This window comes from Citrobacter freundii complex sp. 2025EL-00176, from assembly GCF_053309355.1.
In genome coordinates this window covers 526865-544928 of the sequence record NZ_JBRYHT010000001.1, presented here as the reverse complement: position 1 = coordinate 544928, position 18064 = coordinate 526865, and the positions used below count along the sequence as shown (strand labels likewise).

At 50.7% G+C, this 18064-nt stretch carries 18 protein-coding genes; 14 read left to right on the top strand and 4 right to left on the bottom strand.

Translation table 11 applies throughout. The annotated features are described in order from the left end of the window. Positions 1-62: 62 nt before the first annotated feature. Together ACVXHP_RS02670 and yibB are read left to right on the top strand one after the other, a co-directional pair. On the top strand, positions 63-305 hold the full coding sequence (locus tag ACVXHP_RS02670) for a DinI family protein (protein WP_038642073.1): 243 nt from the start codon (positions 63-65) through the stop codon (positions 303-305). Between the two features lie 185 nt (positions 306-490). Next, positions 491-1348, top strand: a complete 858-nt coding sequence (gene yibB / locus ACVXHP_RS02665; protein WP_447570793.1) for a protein YibB — start codon at positions 491-493, stop codon at positions 1346-1348. A 172-nt stretch (positions 1349-1520) separates the two neighbouring features. On the opposite strand, the gene icd is transcribed toward yibB, so the two are convergent. Next, positions 1521-2771: an NADP-dependent isocitrate dehydrogenase gene (gene icd, locus ACVXHP_RS02660; protein WP_042308974.1), complete on the bottom strand. Its 1251-nt coding sequence runs from the start codon at positions 2769-2771 to the stop codon at positions 1521-1523. A gap of 202 nt (positions 2772-2973) precedes the next feature. Between icd and rluE the strand changes: the two genes are divergently transcribed. The 8 genes from rluE (at position 2974) to roxA (ending at position 10823) form a co-directional block, all read left to right on the top strand. Beyond that, positions 2974-3597 (top strand): 23S rRNA pseudouridine(2457) synthase RluE, encoded by a 624-nt coding sequence (rluE, locus tag ACVXHP_RS02655; protein WP_316129488.1) that lies wholly within the window; start codon positions 2974-2976, stop codon positions 3595-3597. 9 nt (positions 3598-3606) lie between these two features. After that, complete coding sequence (locus ACVXHP_RS02650; protein WP_316129487.1) at positions 3607-4068, top strand: NUDIX hydrolase; 462 nt, start codon at positions 3607-3609, stop codon at positions 4066-4068. Positions 4069-4121: 53 nt separating this feature from the next. Beyond that, positions 4122-5228 (top strand): tRNA 2-thiouridine(34) synthase MnmA, encoded by a 1107-nt coding sequence (mnmA, locus tag ACVXHP_RS02645; RefSeq protein ID WP_003832402.1) that lies wholly within the window; start codon positions 4122-4124, stop codon positions 5226-5228. 34 nt (positions 5229-5262) lie between these two features. Then, on the top strand, positions 5263-5904 hold the full coding sequence (hflD, locus tag ACVXHP_RS02640) for a high frequency lysogenization protein HflD (RefSeq protein WP_042309320.1): 642 nt from the start codon (positions 5263-5265) through the stop codon (positions 5902-5904). A gap of 3 nt (positions 5905-5907) precedes the next feature. Continuing rightward, complete coding sequence (gene purB, locus ACVXHP_RS02635; RefSeq protein ID WP_447570792.1) at positions 5908-7278, top strand: adenylosuccinate lyase; 1371 nt, start codon at positions 5908-5910, stop codon at positions 7276-7278. 197 nt (positions 7279-7475) lie between these two features. Further along, positions 7476-8147, top strand: a complete 672-nt coding sequence (gene phoP / locus ACVXHP_RS02630; RefSeq protein ID WP_042309337.1) for a two-component system response regulator PhoP — start codon at positions 7476-7478, stop codon at positions 8145-8147. Beyond that, positions 8147-9610 (top strand): two-component system sensor histidine kinase PhoQ, encoded by a 1464-nt coding sequence (gene phoQ, locus ACVXHP_RS02625; RefSeq protein ID WP_316129483.1) that lies wholly within the window; start codon positions 8147-8149, stop codon positions 9608-9610. The genes phoP and phoQ overlap by 1 nt, the downstream gene beginning before the upstream one ends. A 91-nt stretch (positions 9611-9701) precedes the next feature. Further along, entirely contained in the window at positions 9702-10823 is a 1122-nt protein-coding gene (gene roxA, locus ACVXHP_RS02620) for a [50S ribosomal protein L16]-arginine 3-hydroxylase (RefSeq protein WP_038639870.1), read from the top strand. Between the two features lie 96 nt (positions 10824-10919). Here the strand turns inward: roxA and pepT are convergent, their stop codons facing one another. Then, on the bottom strand, positions 10920-12146 hold the full coding sequence (gene pepT, locus ACVXHP_RS02615; protein WP_316129482.1) for a peptidase T: 1227 nt from the start codon (positions 12144-12146) through the stop codon (positions 10920-10922). A 250-nt stretch (positions 12147-12396) separates the two neighbouring features. Here pepT and potA point away from each other — a divergent pair, with 250 nt between their 5' ends. Genes potA through potD form a run of 4 tightly spaced genes read left to right on the top strand, consistent with a single transcriptional unit; the run spans position 12397 to position 16224 of the window. Then, positions 12397-13533 carry a spermidine/putrescine ABC transporter ATP-binding protein PotA gene (gene potA / locus ACVXHP_RS02610; RefSeq protein WP_038639864.1) on the top strand — a complete coding sequence of 379 codons (1137 nt, stop codon included), beginning with the start codon at positions 12397-12399 and terminating at the stop codon, positions 13531-13533. Beyond that, entirely contained in the window at positions 13517-14374 is an 858-nt protein-coding gene (gene potB, locus ACVXHP_RS02605) for a spermidine/putrescine ABC transporter permease PotB (RefSeq protein WP_200006711.1), read from the top strand. Before potA ends, potB begins: the two co-directional genes overlap by 17 nt. Next, positions 14371-15150, top strand: coding sequence for a spermidine/putrescine ABC transporter permease PotC (gene potC, locus ACVXHP_RS02600; RefSeq protein WP_003030794.1), 780 nt, complete (start codon positions 14371-14373; stop codon positions 15148-15150). Before potB ends, potC begins: the two co-directional genes overlap by 4 nt. A gap of 27 nt (positions 15151-15177) precedes the next feature. Beyond that, entirely contained in the window at positions 15178-16224 is a 1047-nt protein-coding gene (gene potD / locus ACVXHP_RS02595) for a spermidine/putrescine ABC transporter substrate-binding protein PotD (RefSeq protein WP_137365689.1), read from the top strand. Between the two features lie 91 nt (positions 16225-16315). On the opposite strand, the gene cobB is transcribed toward potD, so the two are convergent. Further along, complete coding sequence (gene cobB, locus ACVXHP_RS02590; protein WP_069323348.1) at positions 16316-17137, bottom strand: Sir2 family NAD+-dependent deacetylase; 822 nt, start codon at positions 17135-17137, stop codon at positions 16316-16318. A gap of 15 nt (positions 17138-17152) precedes the next feature. Further along, the gene (gene nagK / locus ACVXHP_RS02585) at positions 17153-18064 is read right to left on the bottom strand and encodes an N-acetylglucosamine kinase (RefSeq protein WP_137349603.1); all 912 of its coding nucleotides are present in this window, start codon (positions 18062-18064) and stop codon (positions 17153-17155) included.

The window sequence follows — 18064 nt, the reverse complement described above, 5'->3', positions numbered from 1 at the left end:
GAATACCGGATAAAAAGCCAGTATAAATACTGTATATCCATACAGATTAGAGGTAAGTAGCAATGTTCGTGGAACTCGTTTATGACAAAAGGAATTTTGATGGACTGCCAGGTGCAAAAGACATCATTCTGGGCGAGTTGAGTAAGAGAGTGCACCGGATCTTCCCGGACGCTGATGTCCGCGTTAAACCGATGATGACACTACCGGCAATCAATACAGATGCCAGCAAGCACGAAAAAGAGCAAATAAGTCGTACCGTGCAGGAAATGTTTGAAGAGGCCGATATGTGGCTGGTCTCAGATTAAACGCCCTAATTCACCGCCGGAGAAGTACCATCTGCGCGGTTGGTAACAATTGTGTATCATTTTAAATAGCACATTATGCTTCCTGCTCCAGGTTGATACTGTTAGAATACTGAATTATGACAGATGTCAAAAATATATTCCCCATAATCAAATAGTTATTGGATTAAAAAACGGACTGCATAAAAATGAACTCATCTATTACCATCGTTACAGCATTTTTCGATATTGGGAGGGGGAATTGGACGAGTGATAAAGGTTTTTCTCCTCATTTAGAAAGAACATCTGATACCTACATTGAGTATTTTAAAAATCTGTCTGAATTAGACAATGACATGGTTATATTTACATCCAACGATCTTAAACCAAAAATAGAAAAAATTAGAAATGGTAAGCGAACCGTTGTAATTTCTTTAGATATTAACAATAAATTCCAACATATTAAAAACAGGATTTCGCAGATTCAGAAAGATGATGAATTTAGAAATAAGCTTGAAACTCGCCAACTGATAAATCCAGAATACTGGTCCTCAAACTACGTACTCGTTTGCAATCTAAAGTCATATTTTGTAAATAAGGCAATAGATTTAAATCTTGTTAATAATAATATGGTTGCATGGGTTGACTTTGGTTACTGCCGTAGTGCAGAAGTAATAAATGGATTATCTCAGTGGAATTATCCATTTGACGTCAACAAAGTTAACTTATTCACAGTAAAAAAAGGTTTGACTGTCAAAACGCTTCATCAGGTTTTCGACCACATGATTAATAATCGTTCTTATATTATTGGCGGTGCAGTTGTTGCAACACAAAATAAATGGAAGGAATTTTATGAATTGGTTTGTCAGTGCCAAATAAAAACGCTTAGAAACAATATTGTTGATGATGATCAGGGTATTTTTATAATGTGTTACCATTATAAACCTCAATTAATCAAACTAAATCATCTCGGTAAGAATCGATGGTTTAATTTGTTTAAACTGTATGGCAGGAATGATGTTGCTTCTTTTTCACGAAGGTTAAAAGTATCACTTATCGGGAAATAAGATCTAATTGTAAACATATGCAATACCGATAAAGTCACGCCTATGTCAGAATTATTTAATAGAAATCAGTCGGTTATTAAACCCTGCTAATTTTTTTTTGATAAGTGTTCGAATCCTCATAATAAAAACGGGAACCAAATGGCTCCCGTTCTCATACAACCCAGAATCTGGATTACATGTTTTCGATGATCGCGTCACCAAACTCTGAACATTTCAGCAGCTTAGCGCCATCCATCAGACGTTCGAAGTCATAGGTTACGGTCTTGGCGTTAATCGCGCCTTCCATACCTTTAACAATTAAGTCAGCCGCTTCGACCCACCCCATGTGGCGCAGCATCATTTCTGCAGACAGAATGATGGAGCCTGGGTTCACTTTGTCCTGACCTGCGTACTTCGGTGCAGTACCATGGGTCGCTTCGAACAGCGCACATTCGTCACCGATGTTAGCGCCCGGCGCGATACCAATACCACCCACCTGTGCCGCCAGCGCATCAGAGATGTAGTCGCCGTTCAGGTTCATACAAGCAATCACATCATATTCAGCAGGACGCAGCAGGATTTGTTGCAGGAACGCATCGGCGATAACGTCTTTAACCACGATTTCTTTGCCGGATTTCGGGTTCTTGATTTTCACCCACGGGCCGCCATCGATCAATTCGCCACCGAATTCTTCACGCGCTAACTGGTAACCCCAGTCTTTGAACGCGCCTTCAGTGAACTTCATGATGTTACCTTTATGTACCAAGGTAACAGAATCACGATCGTTCGCGATGGCGTATTCAATCGCCGCACGAACCAAACGCTTAGTGCCTTCTTCAGAACACGGCTTGATACCAATACCGCAATGTTCCGGGAAGCGAATTTTCTTCACGCCCATTTCTTCACGCAGGAATTTAATCACTTTCTCAGCATCTGCGGAGTCTGCTTTCCATTCGATACCCGCATAGATATCTTCGGAGTTTTCACGGAAGATAACCATGTCGGTCAGTTCAGGGTGTTTAACCGGGCTTGGTGTACCCTGGTAATAACGTACTGGGCGCAGGCAGACATACAGGTCAAGTTCCTGACGCAGGGCAACGTTCAGAGAGCGAATACCGCCGCCAACTGGCGTGGTCAGAGGACCTTTGATGGCAACACGATATTCACGAATCAGATCAAGAGTTTCAGCAGGCAGCCAGACGTCCTGGCCATAAACCTGAGTGGATTTCTCGCCGGTGTAGATTTCCATCCAGGAGATTTTACGCTCGCCTTTATAGGCTTTCTCGACAGCAGCATCGACAACTTTGATCATCGGTGGGGTTACATCAACGCCGATACCGTCGCCTTCAATGAACGGGATAATCGGATTTTCAGGAACGTTGAGTTTGCCGTTTTGCAGGGTGATCTTCTTACCTTCCGCCGGAACAACTACTTTGCTTTCCATTCACCTCTCCTTCGAGCGCTTCTGGTTCTGCTCGTCTGTCATCGCGCTGCATGTGCGTTTGCGTCCTGCTGCACGACTGCGTTAGAGCAATTTTTTGTTAATGTTTTGTAATGAGCATGTCAATACTACCCTAATGTTCGCCGCCATGAAAGACACTCGTTCTTAGGCTATAATGCGGCAATTGATATAATCTGAAAATACCATGCAAAAAACTTCTTTTAGAAATCACCGGGTTGAGCGATTCAGCTCACGACAAGTCACTAAGCAGCGTAAAGAAAACCAGCCAAAACGCGTGGTTTTGTTCAATAAACCCTACGATGTTTTGCCACAATTTACTGACGAAGCGGGACGCAAAACGTTAAAAGATTTTATTCCCGTGCAAGGTGTGTATGCTGCGGGTCGTTTGGATCGGGACAGTGAAGGGCTTTTAGTGCTGACCAATGATGGCGCATTACAGGCGCGGTTAACGCAGCCCGGCAAGCGCACGGGGAAAATTTATTATGTTCAGGTTGAGGGAGAACCTACGCCCGAAGCGCTGGAAGCCTTGCGCACTGGCGTAACGCTTAATGATGGCCCCACGCTGCCCGCAGGCGTTGAAGTGGTAGAAGAACCTGTATGGCTGTGGCCAAGAACCCCGCCCATCCGTGAACGGAAGAATATTCCCACCAGTTGGCTAAAAATCACCTTATATGAAGGCCGCAACCGTCAGGTACGTCGTATGACAGCGCATGTTGGGTTTCCTACGCTACGCCTCATCCGCTATGCCATGGGTAATTACACGCTGGATAATCTCGCTAACGGCCAGTGGCGGGATGCAACTGTATAAGGAATTGGTATGTTCAAACCGCACGTTACGGTCGCCTGCATTGTACATGCAGAAGATAAATTTTTAGTCGTTGAGGAAACCATCAACGGCAAAGCCTTGTGGAATCAACCTGCCGGGCACCTGGAAGCGGACGAAACCCTGGTACAGGCCGCCGCCCGTGAGCTATGGGAAGAGACAGGCATCAACGCACAGCCGCAGCACTTCATTCGGATGCACCAATGGATTGCTCCGGACAGGACGCCTTTTTTACGTTTTTTGTTTTCTATAGATCTTGCCACTATGTGCGCTACTGAACCCCATGACAGCGATATAGATTGCTGTCGCTGGGTCAGCGCAGAAGAGATTCTCTCAGCGCCAAACCTGCGCTCGCCGCTGGTTGCCGAGAGCATTCTCTGTTATCAAAGCGGACAACGCTATCCGCTGGCAATGATCGGCGAATTTAACTGGCCGTTTACAGAGGGTGTCAAGTAAAGGGCTGCGTGCTAGAATATGCCGCCTTGAAGTTCAATGTCGTGAGTATTCCTATGTCTGAAAGCCCAAAAAAAGTGATCGTCGGCATGTCCGGCGGTGTCGATTCCTCCGTTTCTGCCTGGCTGTTGCAACAACAGGGCTATCAGGTAGAAGGCCTGTTCATGAAGAACTGGGAAGAGGACGATGGCGAGGAATATTGCACAGCGGCTGCCGACCTTGCGGATGCGCAGGCGGTCTGTGACAAACTCGGCATTGAACTGCATACCGTTAACTTTGCTGCAGAATACTGGGACAACGTCTTTGAGCTGTTCCTTGAAGAGTACAAAGCGGGCCGTACGCCGAACCCGGATATTCTGTGCAATAAAGAAATCAAATTTAAAGCCTTCCTTGAGTTTGCCGCCGAAGATTTGGGTGCCGATTACATCGCCACCGGTCACTACGTGCGCCGCGCCGATGTCGACGGCAAAAGCCGCCTGCTGCGAGGGCTCGATGGCAATAAAGACCAGAGCTATTTCCTCTACACGCTTGGCCATGAGCAAATCGCGCAAAGCCTGTTCCCCGTTGGTGAACTGGAAAAACCCCAGGTGCGTAAAATTGCCGAAGATCTCGGACTGATTACGGCCAAGAAAAAAGACTCCACGGGTATCTGCTTTATCGGCGAACGTAAGTTCCGCGAGTTTCTTGGTCGCTACCTGCCCGCTCAGCCTGGCAAAATCATCACCGTGGACGGCGAAGAGATTGGTCAGCATCAGGGGCTGATGTACCACACCCTGGGTCAGCGTAAAGGTCTTGGCATTGGCGGTACAAAAGAAGGGACGGAAGATCCATGGTATGTGGTGGATAAAGACGTTGAGAACAACATTCTGGTTGTCGCTCAGGGTCACGAACACCCACGCCTAATGTCTGTTGGCCTGGTGGCGCAACAGCTGCATTGGGTCGATCGCGAACCGTTCACCGGCACAATGCGCTGCACGGTGAAAACCCGCTATCGTCAGACCGACATTCCGTGCACCGTTAAAGCGCTGGATGCTGAGCGTATTGAAGTCATTTTCGACGAACCTGTCGCAGCGGTAACGCCGGGTCAGTCGGCTGTCTTTTACAATGGCGAAGTCTGCCTCGGCGGCGGAATTATCGAACAACGCCTGCCTTTGCCGGTCTAATTATTTACCCATTTGATACAAGGAAGCAGTGAACGTGGCAAAGAATTATTATGACATCACCCTCGCCCTGGCAGGCATATGCCAGTCGGCACGCCTGGTGCAAGAACTGGCGCACCAGGGGCATTGTGATGCCGATGCGTTACACGTTTCACTCAATAGTATCATCGACATGAACCCCAGCTCGACGCTTGGGGTTTTTGGCGGGAGTGAAGCTAACCTGCGACTTGGCCTTGAAACGCTGCTCGGCGTGCTCAACGCCAGCAGTCGTCAGGGGCTGAATGCGGAGCTCACCCGCTACACGTTAAGCCTGATGGTGCTGGAGCGTAAGCTGTCAGCGGCCAAAGGCGCTATGGACACGCTGGGAGACCGTATCAACGGCTTACAGCGCCAATTGGACCATTTTGATTTGCAGTCAGAAACGTTGCTGAGCGCGATGGCTGGCATTTATGTTGACGTCATCAGCCCACTTGGCCCGCGTATTCAGGTCACGGGTTCCCCTGCTATCCTCCAGAGCCCACAGGTTCAGGCCAAAGTACGCGCTTCGCTATTAGCTGGCATTCGTGCAGCCGTGCTCTGGCATCAGGTTGGTGGAGGCCGTCTGCAACTCATGTTTTCTCGTAATCGCCTGACGACTCAGGCAAAACAAATTCTTGCTCATTTAACCCCGGAGTTGTGATCTATGGAATTATCCTCACTGACCGCCGTTTCCCCTGTCGATGGACGCTACGGCGATAAAGTCAGCGCGCTGCGCGGGATTTTCAGCGAATACGGTTTGCTGAAATTCCGTGTACAGGTTGAAGTACGCTGGCTGCAAAAACTGGCCGCGCACGCAGCGATTAAGGAAGTTCCTGCTTTTGCTGCCGACGCAATCGGTTTCCTTGATGCAATCGTTGCTAACTTCAATGAAGAAGATGCCGCGCGCATCAAAACCATTGAGCGTACGACCAACCATGACGTGAAGGCAGTTGAGTATTTCCTGAAAGAAAAAGTGGCGGATATCCCGGAACTGCACGCCGTTTCCGAGTTTATCCACTTCGCGTGTACTTCAGAAGACATCAACAACCTGTCTCACGCGCTGATGCTGAAAACCGCTCGCGACGAAGTGGTTCTGCCGTACTGGCGCAAGCTTATCGACGCAGTGAAAGATCTGTCCGTACAGTATCGCGATATCCCTCTGCTCTCCCGTACTCACGGTCAGCCCGCCACCCCGTCTACGCTGGGCAAAGAAATGGCTAACGTGGCTTACCGAATGGAGCGCCAGTACCGCCAGCTTAATCAGGTCGAGATTCTCGGTAAAATCAACGGTGCAGTTGGCAACTATAACGCCCACATCGCCGCTTACCCGGAAGTAGACTGGCATCAGTTCAGCGAAGAGTTTGTTACGTCGCTGGGCATCCAGTGGAACCCGTACACCACTCAGATTGAACCGCACGACTACATTGCCGAGCTGTTTGATTGCATCGCCCGTTTCAACACTATCCTGATCGACTTTGACCGCGATGTCTGGGGTTACGTGGCGCTGAACCATTTCAAACAGAAAACTATCGCGGGCGAAATCGGTTCCTCCACCATGCCGCACAAGGTTAACCCAATCGATTTCGAAAACTCCGAAGGTAACCTGGGTCTGTCTAACGCGGTTCTGCAACACCTGGCGAGCAAACTGCCGGTTTCCCGCTGGCAGCGCGACCTGACGGACTCAACCGTTCTGCGTAACCTGGGCGTCGGTATTGGCTATGCGCTGATCGCGTATCAGTCCACGCTGAAGGGCGTGAGCAAACTGGAAGTCAATCGCGATCATCTGCTTGATGAACTGGACCATAACTGGGAAGTGCTGGCAGAACCTATTCAGACCGTGATGCGTCGTTATGGCATTGAAAAACCATACGAGAAGCTGAAAGAGCTGACCCGCGGTAAACGCGTTGACGCCGAAGGTATGAAACAGTTTATCGACGGCCTGGCCCTGCCGGAAGACGAGAAAACTCGTCTGAAAGCGATGACACCAGCCAACTATATTGGTCGCGCCATCACCCTGGTTGATGAACTGAAGTAATCTGTTTTGTGCCGGGCGGCGGTTTCGCCCGTTCCGGCCTCCAGTTGATGCCATATTGAAGCCGGATAAGCGTCAGCGTCTTCCGGCTTTTTATCGCCCGCAATAACCGCCCTTCCCCCGGTTTATTAAATGTTTATCCCCACAGCCACATAATCAGCGTTAAACTATTCATACCGTTCATATAGGGAGTAACGATGATGCGCGTACTGGTTGTCGAGGATAATGCTTTATTACGCCACCACCTCAAGGTTCAGTTACAGGATTTAGGACATCAGGTGGATGATGCAGAGGATGCTAAGGAAGCAGACTATTATCTTAATGAACATCTGCCGGATATTGCGATCGTTGATTTAGGGCTCCCTGATGAAGATGGCTTGTCGTTGATCCGCCGTTGGCGCAGCAACGATGTTTCACTCCCGATTCTGGTATTAACCGCCCGTGAAGGCTGGCAGGACAAGGTGGAAGTGCTCAGCGCTGGTGCCGACGATTATGTTACCAAACCGTTTCACATTGAAGAAGTGGCTGCGCGCATGCAGGCGTTGATGCGTCGCAACAGCGGTCTGGCATCGCAGATTATCTCCCTTCCGCCTTTTCAGGTGGACCTCTCTCGCCGCGAGTTATCCGTCAATGATGAGGTTATCAAGCTCACGGCGTTTGAATACACCATTATGGAAACACTTATCCGTAATAACGGCAAAGTGGTCAGTAAAGATTCGCTCATGCTGCAGCTGTATCCGGATGCCGAGCTGCGTGAAAGTCATACTATTGATGTTCTGATGGGACGTCTGCGCAAAAAAATACAGGCGCAATATCCTGACGACGTTATCACCACCGTGCGTGGCCAGGGATATCTTTTTGAACTTCGCTAATGAATAAATTATTGCGTCATTTTTTTCCGTTATCGCTACGGCTACGTTTTTTACTGGCAACCGCTGGCGTGGTATTGGTGCTCTCACTGGCCTACGGCATGGTTGCCCTGGTGGGCTACAGCGTCAGCTTTGATAAGACAACGTTCCGCCTGTTGCGCGGTGAAAGTAATCTGTTCTATACCCTGGCGAAATGGGATAACGGTAAAATTAATGTCGAGTTGCCCGAAAATCTCGATATGCAAAGCCCCACAATGTCGCTGATTTATGATGAAAACGGCAAATTGCTATGGGCACAGCGCAACGTCCCCTGGCTGACCCAGAGTATTCAACCTGACTGGCTTAAAACGAACGGTTTTCATGAAATTGAGGCCAATGTCGACGCCACCAGCACGTTGCTGGGTGCAGATCACTCCGCACAGCAGCAGTTAAAAGAAGTCAGAGAAGACGACGACGATGCTGAAATGACCCACTCGGTAGCGGTGAATGTCTACCCAGCCACCGCCCGAATGCCACAACTGACCATTGTGGTTGTCGATACCATTCCTATTGAGTTAAAGCGCTCGTATATGGTCTGGAGCTGGTTTATTTATGTGCTGGTCGCTAATCTGTTGTTGGTCATCCCACTGTTATGGGTGGCCGCCTGGTGGAGCCTGCGGCCTATTGAATCGCTGGCGCGTGAAGTTCGTGAACTTGAAGAACATCATCGTGAGATGCTGAATCCCGCCACCACGCGAGAACTGACCAGCCTGGTCCGCAACCTCAACCGGCTTTTGAAAAGCGAACGCGAGCGCTATGACAAATACCGCACGACCTTAACCGATCTCACCCACAGCCTGAAGACCCCGCTGGCCGTATTGCAAAGCACGCTTCGCTCAATGCGTAACGAAAAAATGAGCGTAAGCGATGCGGAGCCCATCATGCTTGAGCAAATCAGCCGTATTTCCCAGCAGATTGGCTATTACCTGCATCGCGCCAGCATGCGTGGCAGCAGCGCCCTGCTCAGCCGGGAACTGCATCCGGTCGCACCGTTACTGGATAAACTTACCTCGGCGCTGAATAAGGTATATCAGCGTAAAGGCGTTAACATTAATCTCGACATCTCACCTGAAATTAGTTTTGTAGGCGAGCAGAACGATTTTGTCGAAGTGATGGGTAACGTGCTGGATAACGCCTGTAAATATTGTCTGGAGTTCGTCGAGATTTCGGCACAACTGTCAGAAGACCAACTGCATATTCTGGTTGAAGATGATGGCCCCGGCATTCCACACAGCAAACGTGAAGTGGTGTTTGACCGTGGACAACGTGTCGATACGCTACGTCCAGGACAAGGTGTCGGACTGGCGGTAGCGCGTGAGATCACCGAGCAGTATGAGGGGCAGATTATTGCAGGCGACAGCCTGCTGGGTGGCGCACGCATGGAAGTTATTTTTGGCCGCCAGCAGCCGGGTCAGAAAGACGAGTAATCGCCGCATGTAATAAATATGTACTGACTTCACGCTTGCGGTTAAGTATCCGTTATAATCGGTTGCAGATACCAGCCTGCGGATGCTCATTATGGAATACCAACTCACACTTAACTGGCCCGATTTTCTTGAACGCCACTGGCAAAAACGCCCAGTGGTCTTAAAACGCGGGTTTAACAACTTTATTGATCCACTCTCTCCTGACGAACTGGCTGGACTGGCAATGGAAAGCGAAGTCGACAGCCGACTCGTCAGCCATCAGGACGGTAAATGGCAGGTTAGCCACGGTCCTTTCGAAAGCTATGACCATCTTGGCGAAAACAACTGGTCGCTGCTGGTACAGGCGGTCAATCACTGGCATGAGCCAACCGCGGCGCTGATGCGCCCATTTCGCGAGCTACCGGACTGGCGTATCGACGATCTGATGATCTCCTTCTCCGTACCCGGCGGCGGCGTTGGTCCGCATCTGGATCAGTACGATGTGTTTATTATCCAGGGTACCGGGCGTCGTCGCTGGCGCGTGGGCGAAAAACTGCAGCTGAAGCAGCACTGCCCTCACCCGGACCTGCTGCAGGTTGATCCGTTTGAAGCCATCATCGATGAAGAGCTGGAACCCGGCGATATTCTGTATATTCCGCCGGGATTCCCACATGAAGGCTACGCACTGGAAAATGCGATGAACTATTCGGTGGGCTTTCGTGCGCCAAACACTCGCGAGCTGATCAGCGGATTTGCCGATTACGTTTTGCAGCGTGAACTGGGCAGCACGTATTACAGCGATCCGGATCTGCCGCCACGCGATCATCCGGCTGACGTTCTGCCGCAGGAGATGGACAAGCTGCGCGAAATGATGCTGGGGCTAATTAATCAACCTGAACATTTCCAACAATGGTTTGGTGAGTTTATTTCTCAGTCTCGTCATGAGCTGGATATTGCCCCGCCAGAGCCACCGTATCAGCCTGACGAAATCTACGACGCCCTGAAGCAAGGGGATGTCTTAGTGCGTCTGGGTGGATTGCGTGTATTGCGCATCGGCGACGATATCTACGCCAATGGTGAGAAAATTGACTCGCCGCATCGTCCTGCCCTTGAAGCCCTTGCCAGCCATATCGTACTGACGGCCGAGAATTTTGAGGATGCGCTGGAAGATCCATCCTTCCTTGCTATGCTGGCCGCACTGGTTAACAGCGGGTATTGGTTCTTCGAAGGGTAAAGCATTGTGACTGCGCCGGATGGCGCTTCGCTTATCCGGCCTACGGGATGAGATATTTGTAGGCCGGATAAGCGAAGCGCCATCCGGCATCTACATTTATTTTTGTTTCGCCGCCAGCTCCGCAATACGCACAATTACCCGCACCGCTTTTTCCATCCCTTCCAGGGTTACAAATTCATGTTTGCCATGATAGTTGTAGCCGCCGGTGAACAGATTCGGACACGGTAACCCCATAAACGACAGCTGCGCGCCGTCGGTTCCGCCACGAATAGGCTTCAGAACTGGCTCAATATCGCAATCGCGCATCGCCTTCTGGGCAATATCCAGCACGTGCGGATGCTCAATCACTTTTTCGCGCATATTGTAGTAGCTGTCTTCGATCACCAGTTCGATATAGCAGTCCGGGTGTAACCCTTTGCCAACCTTCTTGGCGATCTCCATGATCTTGCGTTTACGCGCTTCAAACTGCTTGCGGTCAAAATCCCGGATGATGTAGTGCATATCCGCCCGATCAACCGTCCCTTTCATGCTCGCGAGGTGATAAAAGCCTTCATAGCCTTCCGTCGTTTCCGGGCTTTCATCTGCCGGAACCTCAGCGTGAATACGCGCAGCCAGCGACAGCGCATTCACCATCACCCCTTTTGCGGTGCCAGGATGCACATTGTTGCCCACGATCTTGATATTAACCGACGCGGCGTTAAAGTTTTCAAACTCCAGTTCCCCTACGCCACCGCCGTCAACGGTATAGGCCCACTGCGCATCGAATGCCGCTACGTCGAAATGCTTCGCCCCTTTGCCAACCTCTTCGTCCGGCGTAAAGGCCACGCGGATATCACCATGCGGGATCTCTTTTTGGATCAGCACAGCCAGCGCGGTCATGATTTCCGCGATGCCCGCTTTATCATCGGCGCCCAGCAATGTTTTGCCGTCTGTAGTGATGAGCGTTTGACCCAAAAGCTGATGCAGTACCGGGAACATCACCGGCGACAGAACTTCATCGCCAATGCCTAACGCGATATCGCCTCCACGGTAGTTTTCAACGATTTGCGGATTAACGTTTTTACCACTGAAATCCGGTGAGGTATCCACATGGGAAATAAAACCGATAGCGGGAATATTACCAGCAACGTTAGCAGGCAACGTTGCCATCAGCGTTCCCTTTTCGCTGAGTGAAATATTGACCAGCCCCATCTCTTCGAGCTGTTGTTTGAGCAGTTGTAATAACTTCCACTGTCCTTCGGTGCTGGGTACTTGCCGCACGCCCGATTTTGATTGGGTGTCCAGCGACACGTAGTGTAAAAAACGCTCAAGTAGTTTATCCATGCAGTCACCCTCACTTTTTGTGACAACATTATCAATAAGCAACAAAAGACAAATATTGCGTCAGGTCACTTTTATCCCTGCAAGTAAGAATATTTCGCCATGACATCCCCTCTGACTATAGGGCTAAGTCAGTAATTCGCAACAAGGATTGGCGATTACCATGGTTTGCCGTAGAATAACGGCCCTCATTAAGAGTCATCAAGGTGGTTAACCACAAACCCCGCATCGGTCAGCCATCCGTTGCGTTTACATGGGACAGAGTAAAAAATTGAATAAACAACCGCGTTCGCTTTCTCCACTGGTGCAATTAGCGGGAATTCGCAAAAGTTTCGATGGCAAAGAGGTGATTTCCAGCCTGGATTTGACCATCAAAAACGGCGAGTTTCTCACGCTGCTCGGCCCCTCTGGCTGCGGTAAAACAACCGTTCTTCGCCTGATTGCCGGTCTGGAAACGGTTGATTCCGGTCATATCATATTGGACAACCAGGACATCACTCACGTTCCTGCGGAAAATCGCTACGTGAACACCGTCTTCCAAAGCTATGCGTTATTTCCCCACATGACCGTGTTTGAAAATGTGGCCTTCGGTTTACGCATGCAGAAAACACCCGCTGCTGATATTCCTCCTCGCGTTACCGAAGCCCTGCGCATGGTACAACTGGAAGAATTCGCCCAACGAAAGCCGCATCAACTCTCCGGTGGGCAGCAGCAGCGCGTGGCGATTGCCCGTGCGGTGGTCAACAAACCTCGTTTGCTCCTGTTGGATGAATCCCTCTCTGCGCTGGACTACAAATTGCGCAAACAGATGCAGAACGAACTGAAAGCGCTGCAACGTAAGCTTGGTATCACTTTTGTTTTTGTCACGCACGACCAGGAAGAAGCGCTGACCATGTCAGACCGTATCGTGGTGATGCGCGATGGCAAGATTGAACAAGACGGTACGCCGCGCGAAATCTACGAAGAGCCGAAAAATCTGTTCGTCGCCGGGTTCATCGGCGAGATCAATATGTTTAACGCGACGGTCATTGAGCGTCTGGACGATCAGCGCGTTCGTGCTAATGTGGAAGGTCGCGAGTGTAACATTTACGTCAACTTCGCGGTGGTTCCGGGACAAAAACTGCACGTATTATTGCGCCCGGAAGATCTGCGCGTTGATGAGATCAACGACGATAATCATATTGAAGGTCTTATCGGCTACGTGCGTGAACGCAACTACAAAGGCATGACGCTGGAGTCGGTTGTGGAACTGGAAAATGGCAAGATGGTGATGGTCAGTGAATTCTTCAATGAAGACGATCCTGACTTCGACCACTCGCTCGACCAGAAAATGGCGATTAACTGGGTAGAAAGCTGGGAGGTCGTACTGGCTGATGAAGAACACAAGTAAATTCCAGAGTGTGGTGATCGTCACCATTGTCGGTTGGCTTGTGTTATTTGTCTTTCTGCCCAACCTGATGATCATCGGCACCAGCTTTTTGACCCGCGACGACGCTAATTTCGTCAAAATGGTCTTTACGCTGGACAACTATACTCGCCTGCTCGATCCACTCTATTTTGAGGTATTGCTTCACTCCCTCAATATGGCGTTGATTGCCACGCTCGCTTGTCTGGTACTCGGCTATCCGTTTGCCTGGTTTTTGGTAAAGCTGCCGGAAAAAGTGCGCCCGCTGCTGCTATTCCTGTTGATTGTTCCGTTCTGGACCAACTCGCTTATTCGCATTTACGGACTCAAAATTTTCCTCAGCACCAAGGGCTATCTCAACGAATTTCTGTTGTGGCTCGGCATTATTGATACCCCCATTCGCATCATGTTTACCCCAGGCGCGGTGATTATCGGCCTGGTGTATATCCTGCTACCGTTTATGGTAATGCCGCTCTACTCCAGCATTGAGAAGCTCGATAAACCACTGCTGGAAGCCGCACGCGATTTGGGGGCCAGCAAACTTCAGACCTTTACCCGCATCATTATTCCGTTGACGATGCCGGGAATTATCGCCGGATGTCTGCTGGTTATGCTGCCGGCAATGGGGCTGTTTTACGTTTCCGATTTAATGGGCGGGGCGAAAAACCTGCTGATTGGTAACGTGATTAAAGTGCAGTTCCTGAACATTCGCGACTGGCCGTTTGGCGCGGCTACCAGCATAACGCTGACTATCGTGATGGGGCTGATGCTGCTGGTCTACTGGCGCGCCTCCCGCTTGCTGAATAAGAGGGTAGAACTCGAATGATCGGTCGACTGCTTCGCGGCGGTTTTATGACCGCTATCTACGCGTATCTGTATATCCCAATCATTATTTTGATTGTGAACTCCTTTAACAGCTCGCGCTTTGGCATCAACTGGCAAGGATTTACCACCAAGTGGTACGGCCTGCTGATGAACAACGACAGCCTGCTGCAGGCGGCGCAACACTCCCTGACGATGGCAGTGCTCTCCGCAACGTTTGCCACGCTGATCGGTTCACTCACCGCGGTCGCACTTTATCGCTACCGTTTTCGCGGGAAACCCTTTGTCAGCGGCATGCTGTTTGTGGTGATGATGTCGCCGGATATCGTGATGGCGATTTCGCTGCTGGTGCTGTTCATGTTGATTGGCATTCAGCTCGGCTTCTGGTCGCTGCTGTTTTCGCATATTACCTTCTGTCTGCCTTTTGTGGTGGTGACGGTCTATTCACGTCTGAAAGGTTTTGATGTGCGAATGCTGGAAGCGGCAAAAGATTTGGGTGCCAGTGAAGTGACTATCCTGCGCAAGATCATTCTACCGCTGGCAATGCCTGCGGTGGCCGCAGGCTGGTTGCTAAGCTTTACGCTGTCGATGGATGACGTCGTCGTTTCATCCTTCGTCACCGGACCGGGTTATGAAATTTTGCCCTTAAAAATCTACTCAATGGTAAAAGTCGGCGTATCACCCGAGGTGAACGCGCTGGCGACCATTTTGTTGGTTCTGTCGCTGGTTATGGTGATCGCTAGCCAGCTTATTGCACGTGATAAAACCAAGGGCCGCTAAGGCCCTTAATTCAGGGGACGTTAAATGATGAAAAAATGGTCACGCCACCTGCTCGCGGCGGGTGCTCTGGCACTGGGCATGAGCGCCGCTCACGCGAATGACAACAACACGCTCTATTTCTATAACTGGACTGAGTATGTGCCGCCAGGACTGCTGGAGCAGTTCACCAAAGAGACCGGCATTAAGGTTATCTATTCGACCTACGAGTCGAATGAAACCATGTACGCCAAGCTCAAAACCTATAAAGACGGTGCGTACGATCTGGTGGTTCCGTCTACCTATTACGTCGATAAAATGCGTAAAGAAGGCATGATCCAGAAGATCGACAAGTCGACGTTGACCAACTTCCACAACCTCGATCCGGAAATGCTCAACAAGCCGTTTGACCCTAACAATGACTACTCCATTCCGTATATCTGGGGTGCGACGGCCATTGGCATAAACAGCGATGCCATCGACCCGAAAAGCGTAACCAGTTGGGCCGACCTGTGGAAACCGGAGTACAAAGGTAGCCTGTTGTTAACCGACGACGCGCGCGAAGTCTTCCAGATGGCGCTGCGCAAGCTGGGATATTCCGGCAATACCACCGATCCGAAAGAGATTGAAGCCGCCTATAACGAGTTGAAGAAGCTGATGCCTAACGTCGCGGCATTTAACTCTGACAACCCGGCCAACCCGTATATGGAAGGCGAAGTCAATCTGGGAATGGTGTGGAACGGCTCCGCGTATGTTGCGCGCCAGGCGGGTACGCCGCTGGAAGTGGTGTGGCCGAAGGAAGGGGGTATTTTCTGGATGGACAGCCTGTCTATTCCGGCAAATGCGAAAAACAAAGAAGGTGCGCTGAAGCTGATTAACTTCCTGCTGCGCCCGGACGTGGCGAAAGAAGTCGCAGAAACCATCGGTTATCCAACGCCAAACCTGGCGGCACGTAAGCTGTTAAGTCCGGAGGTCGCGAACGATAAAACGCTCTACCCTGATGCAGAAACCATCAACAAAGGGGAATGGCAAAACGACGTCGGTTCCGCCAGCGCTATCTATGAAGAGTATTATCAGAAGCTGAAAGCCGGACGCTAATTGCCGTCCGTGTAGGCCGGATAAGACGCGCCAGCGTCGCCATCCGGCGCATCATCACGGCCCGATGGCGCTGCGCTTATCGGGCCCATGCTCACAATCCTTTCAATAACTTCTCAACAAACTCGGGCACCACCTGGCTTGCCGGACCGTAATGCTTCTCTTCGAACTCGCTTCCCACCTGGCTCGGTTCGAGATTTAACTCTACCGTATGCGCCCCATGCAGTCGTGCTTCATGCACAAAACCCGCGGCCGGATAAACATGGCCCGATGTGCCAATGGCTATAAACACATCCGCCATTGCCAGCGCCATATAAATCTCATCCATTCCCAACGGCATTTCACCAAACCACACGACGTGGGGTCGCAGCGGGGCCGGGAACTGGCAGCAATGGCATTTGTCTTCCGCAGTCACATCGCCGGTCCACTCCAGAATCTGCCCGCTTTGCGAACAGCGAACCTTGAGCAGTTCGCCGTGCATATGGATGACATTCTGGCTGCCCGCACGTTCATGCAGGTTATCAATATTCTGCGTCACCAGTAAAAAACGGTCACCCAGCTCAGCTTCAAGTTTTGCCAGCGCGATATGCGCCGCATTGGGCTGGATTTCGGGTTGCTGCAATTGATGACGACGGGCGTTATAAAACGACTGAACCAATTCCGGGTTACGACTAAACCCTTCCGGGGTCGCAACGTCTTCGACCCGATGTTCTTCCCAAAGTCCATCCGTCGCGCGGAAGGTTCGAATACCTGACTCGGCAGAAATCCCCGCTCCCGTCAGTACCAGCACTCTTGGTTTTTCCATCAATTCAGGCACCACTCTGTCTCTGAAAAAGATTCGTTGACGCAGGCGATCGCGCAAATGGCGTTTATTTTTACGAAAGCGGCTTAACCGATGACTCCGACGCGACAGCATAACAACCTCTTTGTATTAATCGGTAAGATGTAAAAAAGCGGCCCCGCGCATTCCGCCCGCATCACCGTGCCGTGCCTGCTCAATACGCGGCACGCGGGCAACCGGCAGCAGATGGCGTGGCAATCTGTCCGCCAATTGCGTCGTGATAGCGGAAAAATTCGACAAACCACCACCAATCACCACTAAATCAGGATCAACGATGGTCAGGATATTCCCCAAACAGACTGCCAGTAAATCCAGATAACGTTCAACGTGGGCGCGTGCTTGCTCATCACCCTGCTCCCACAGCGCGATAATTTCACGGGCATCCAGCGGTTGATGGTAGTAATGCTGATACAACCACGCAAATCCACCACCGGAGAGATAGCTTTCAATACAGCCCAGTTGACCGCATCCGCAGCGGCGCAGCGGGAAATCAAATCCCATCAGCGTCAGCGCATCGACAGGCAAACGGATATGGCCAAACTCACCGGTGATATAGCTGCGTCCGGTGATAGATTTACCGTTAAGCACCAGTCCGCCGCCGACACCGGTGCCGAGGATTAACCCCATAACCAGTGGATACTGAGTGAACTCGTCGTCCCAGGCTTCAGAGAGGGCAAAACAGTTGGCATCGTTGTCCAGACGAACATCGCGATCAAGGCGGGCGCTGAGATCGGCACGGAGCGGTTTACCACTGGCGGCAGGCACATTGGCCGCGTACAGCGTACCGTCTTCTGTTTCCGGCATGCCAGGAATGCCGATACCCACCGAACCTTTGACGCCGAATCGCTGGTCCGCTTCCGTTACCAGATTGCAGACCGCATCAAGGAAAGCGTCATAGCTGTCACGAGGCGTAGGGACGCGTGTTTCCCATTGCAAACGGCGTTGGTTATCAAATACCCCTAGCGCAATTTTGGTCCCGCCGATGTCAAATCCGTAATACAT

Coding starts and splice junctions, on each gene's coding strand:
- ACVXHP_RS02670 (WP_038642073.1), top strand. CDS start 63: ATGTTCGTGGAACTCGTTTATGACAAAAGGAATTTTGATGGACTGCCA.
- yibB (WP_447570793.1), top strand. CDS start 491: ATGAACTCATCTATTACCATCGTTACAGCATTTTTCGATATTGGGAGG.
- icd (WP_042308974.1), bottom strand. CDS start 2,771: ATGGAAAGCAAAGTAGTTGTTCCGGCGGAAGGTAAGAAGATCACCCTG.
- rluE (WP_316129488.1), top strand. CDS start 2,974: ATGCAAAAAACTTCTTTTAGAAATCACCGGGTTGAGCGATTCAGCTCA.
- ACVXHP_RS02650 (WP_316129487.1), top strand. CDS start 3,607: ATGTTCAAACCGCACGTTACGGTCGCCTGCATTGTACATGCAGAAGAT.
- mnmA (WP_003832402.1), top strand. CDS start 4,122: ATGTCTGAAAGCCCAAAAAAAGTGATCGTCGGCATGTCCGGCGGTGTC.
- purB (WP_447570792.1), top strand. CDS start 5,908: ATGGAATTATCCTCACTGACCGCCGTTTCCCCTGTCGATGGACGCTAC.
- phoP (WP_042309337.1), top strand. CDS start 7,476: ATGCGCGTACTGGTTGTCGAGGATAATGCTTTATTACGCCACCACCTC.
- phoQ (WP_316129483.1), top strand. CDS start 8,147: ATGAATAAATTATTGCGTCATTTTTTTCCGTTATCGCTACGGCTACGT.
- roxA (WP_038639870.1), top strand. CDS start 9,702: ATGGAATACCAACTCACACTTAACTGGCCCGATTTTCTTGAACGCCAC.
- pepT (WP_316129482.1), bottom strand. CDS start 12,146: ATGGATAAACTACTTGAGCGTTTTTTACACTACGTGTCGCTGGACACC.
- potA (WP_038639864.1), top strand. CDS start 12,397: ATGGGACAGAGTAAAAAATTGAATAAACAACCGCGTTCGCTTTCTCCA.
- potB (WP_200006711.1), top strand. CDS start 13,517: ATGAAGAACACAAGTAAATTCCAGAGTGTGGTGATCGTCACCATTGTC.
- potC (WP_003030794.1), top strand. CDS start 14,371: ATGATCGGTCGACTGCTTCGCGGCGGTTTTATGACCGCTATCTACGCG.
- potD (WP_137365689.1), top strand. CDS start 15,178: ATGAAAAAATGGTCACGCCACCTGCTCGCGGCGGGTGCTCTGGCACTG.
- cobB (WP_069323348.1), bottom strand. CDS start 17,137: ATGCTGTCGCGTCGGAGTCATCGGTTAAGCCGCTTTCGTAAAAATAAA.
- nagK (WP_137349603.1), bottom strand. CDS start 18,064: ATGTATTACGGATTTGACATCGGCGGGACCAAAATTGCGCTAGGGGTA.